General features: G+C 44.4%; 5 protein-coding genes. 1 reads left to right on the top strand and 4 read right to left on the bottom strand.

What is annotated here, in order from left to right:
* The 4 genes from tsf to WEIDD23_RS00915 form a co-directional block, all read right to left on the bottom strand.
* On the bottom strand, positions 1 to 298 hold a 298-nt coding region (tsf, locus tag WEIDD23_RS14170), incomplete at its 3' end, for a translation elongation factor Ts (RefSeq protein WP_242865352.1).
* A gap of 183 nt (positions 299 to 481) precedes the next feature.
* Positions 482 to 1,258 carry a 30S ribosomal protein S2 gene (gene rpsB / locus WEIDD23_RS00925; RefSeq protein WP_010371861.1) on the bottom strand — a complete coding sequence of 259 codons (777 nt, stop codon included), beginning with the start codon at positions 1,256 to 1,258 and terminating at the stop codon, positions 482 to 484.
* A 152-nt stretch (positions 1,259 to 1,410) separates the two neighbouring features.
* Positions 1,411 to 1,701, bottom strand: a complete 291-nt coding sequence (locus tag WEIDD23_RS00920) for a GIY-YIG nuclease family protein (protein ID WP_010371865.1) — start codon at positions 1,699 to 1,701, stop codon at positions 1,411 to 1,413.
* Positions 1,694 to 2,455, bottom strand: coding sequence for a tRNA1(Val) (adenine(37)-N6)-methyltransferase (locus WEIDD23_RS00915; RefSeq protein WP_010371867.1), 762 nt, complete (start codon positions 2,453 to 2,455; stop codon positions 1,694 to 1,696). The genes WEIDD23_RS00920 and WEIDD23_RS00915 overlap by 8 nt, the downstream gene beginning before the upstream one ends.
* Positions 2,456 to 2,533: 78 nt before the next feature.
* Between WEIDD23_RS00915 and WEIDD23_RS00910 the strand changes: the two genes are divergently transcribed.
* Positions 2,534 to 2,777, top strand: a 244-nt coding sequence (locus tag WEIDD23_RS00910; protein WP_197458759.1) for a lysophospholipid acyltransferase family protein, incomplete at its 3' end; no start/stop codon positions are given.

Below are 2,777 nucleotides of genomic sequence, written 5' to 3'. Positions count from 1 at the left end.
CGATAGCGTTTGCAACAGCGTGCAACAAGTCGTTAAACTCAGCGTTTCCGGCAACGAAGTCAGTTTGTGAGTTCAATTCGATGATTGCGGCAGCGTTATCCTTAACGGCAACGTAAGTCATACCTTCGGCAGCAACAGCATCGGCCTTCTTAGCAGCCTTTGCCATTCCCTTTTCGCGCAATACGTCGATTGCCTTGTCCATGTCACCGTCAGTTTCAACCAACGCCTTCTTGGCGTCCATCATTCCGACACCAGTCTTTTCACGCAATTCCTTAACTTGTGAAGCAGTAATAGCCATTGTTATGGTCTCCTTGTTAATGCAAAATCTTTATCTAAATTAGTATACACGAAATCTTCTAATATATCTATTATATCGCGCAAAATTCACGGCTAGATGCATTAGTATTTCATACAAACTCTATTATAACGAAAAAGACCGCCTAACAAAAGTTAAGCGGTCTTTTCTATCGACGAGATCGAATTAGTTGTTACCTTCAACGATTTCAGTCAATTCTTCGATTGAAGCTGCCTTGTCAGCACCTTCAGCTGCGAAGTCTTCTGCAGCAACAGCATCTTCACCTTGGTTACCCTCGATGATAGCATCAGCCATCTTAGCAGTGATCAAACGAACGGCACGGATAGCGTCATCGTTTGATGGAATCTTCACATCAATTTGGTCAGGGTCGGCGTTCGTGTCAACCATAGCCACGATAGGAATGTTCAACTTGTGTGCTTCTTGCACAGCCAATTGCTCCTTGTGAGGATCAACGATGAACAACAAGTCAGGAATCTTAGGCATATCTGCGATACCACCCAAGAACTTCTCCAACTTTTCGCGTGACTTGTTCAACAAAGCCACTTCCTTCTTTGGCAAACGGTCGAAAGTTCCGTCTTCTGCCATAGCACGCAATTCCTTCAAACGTGCAACACGCTTTTGGATCGTTGACCAGTTAGTCAACGTTCCACCCAACCAACGGTGGTTTACGTAGAACATGTTTGCGCGAGTTGCTTCTTCAGCAATTGCATCTTGAGCTTGCTTCTTAGTACCAACGAACAAAACCGTTGCACCGTTAGCTGCTGCGTCGCGAACGTAGTTGTAAGCTTGGTCAACCAACTTCACCGTCTTTTGCAAGTCGATGATGTAGATGCCGTTACGCTCCGTAAAGATGTATTCTGACATCTTTGGGTTCCAACGACGAGTTTGGTGTCCGAAGTGAACACCAGCTTCAAGCAATTGCTTCATTGAGATAACTGCCATGAGTATCTGCCTCCAAATGTTTTTCCACCTAGCCTCGCATGTAATTCCGCGACCCCGAGGGCACCCGTAGAACTATTGAGTACTAGTGAGTATTTTATTGTGGTCAAAGACCATCTATGTATAATACAGGGTTTTTATACCTCAGTCAAGCGTTAATCTCGCTTTGCCGGCGTAAAATCTGTGACACCATGTTCCCGCAGAAAAGCCACTTTATCTACCCGTTTTAACTTCTTAAAGACTGCCTCAGCATGCAAGGCTTCTCCCTTAGTTGCGAATGCTTCAGCATACAACAATTTCAATGGATGCCGACTCGCCGGACGTGTGTACTTAGCACCCTTACCAGCTTCGTGTGTGGCAAAACGTTTACCAACATCATCCGTAAAACCACCATAAAACGTGTTATCTGCCGTTAATAGCACGTACATATAATAAGGCTTATCCATTGCTTTTGCCTTCGTAAATATCCCAGACAGCTTTCGTATAAGTATCATCATCATTGTGCGTCACAATTGGCGGCAAAATTGTGGCCCCCGTTAACGCACCGTCTTTAATCGCATCAATCAAGAGGACATTAGCTGGTTCACCCGCTTTTGGATACACAAACTGGATGCGTTTCGGTGCCAAATGATTCTTCTGCAATGATTCAAGAATCTCAAACAAGCGGTCTGGCCGGTGTACCATGAAAAAATGCGCCTTATTCTTCAATAATTTCTTAGCCGTGTAAGTCACCAAATCCAAATCTGCTTTAATTTCATGCCGTGCAATTGCATAGTGCTCATCTTCATGCATGACCGTATTTTCATTATCGACCGTAAAATAGGGCGGGTTTGACACGACCATATCGGCAGATCCTGGCCGAATATCCGTAAAAATGTCGCGCATATCTTTGTTAATAATCGTAATTTTGTCTGTCAAATCATTCATTTGGACAGAACGGGTTGCCATATCTGCCAATCGTTCTTGAATTTCGACCCCAACAATTTGCCCCGCGACTTTGTGAGCCATAAACAAAGACACCGCCCCGTTACCGGCACCTAGGTCAACATTCAAGCCACGGCCATTTTTACGTGGCTGTGCAAAATTGGCGAGTAAGACCGCATCTAACGAAAACGAAAAAACCTCTTTGCTTTGAATAATATGGACATCATCGTTGTACAGCATATCGATGCGTTCGTCGGGTAATAGATCAACTTTCATGTTTGAGTTCTCCTGTATGTTTGCCAACAGCCCGCTTCCTGTGGGATAATGAAGCGTTATTATTAGGGAGGAACGAATATGTTCTACACATTCATACGTTTTGTCGCAGCTGGCGTCGTTTGGCTCATTAACGGGCGTTATAAGCTTACCGGCCAAGACAATCTACCTGAAGGCAATTATATTTTGGTTGGTCCTCACCGTACTTGGTGGGATCCCATCTTCTACGCTCTTGCGGCTTGGCCACATAAATTTAGCTTCATGGCTAAAAAAGAGCTCTTCAAGAATCCTATTTTACGCTGGATTCTGATTCACGCCAATGCTT

This window comes from Weissella sp. DD23 (assembly GCF_001579105.1).
Classification (GTDB): Bacteria; Bacillota; Bacilli; order Lactobacillales; family Lactobacillaceae; genus Weissella; species Weissella cibaria.
The sequence above is the reverse complement of the archived record's forward strand: the minus strand, read 5'-3'. Positions and strand labels throughout refer to the sequence as shown.

What these genes read in the sequence shown, in the direction of transcription:
- WEIDD23_RS00915 (WP_010371867.1), bottom strand. Translation starts at nt 2,455, where the DNA reads ATGAAAGTTGATCTATTACCCGACGAACGCATCGATATGCTGTACAAC.
- WEIDD23_RS00920 (WP_010371865.1), bottom strand. Translation starts at nt 1,701, where the DNA reads ATGGATAAGCCTTATTATATGTACGTGCTATTAACGGCAGATAACACG.
- rpsB (WP_010371861.1), bottom strand. Translation starts at nt 1,258, where the DNA reads ATGGCAGTTATCTCAATGAAGCAATTGCTTGAAGCTGGTGTTCACTTC.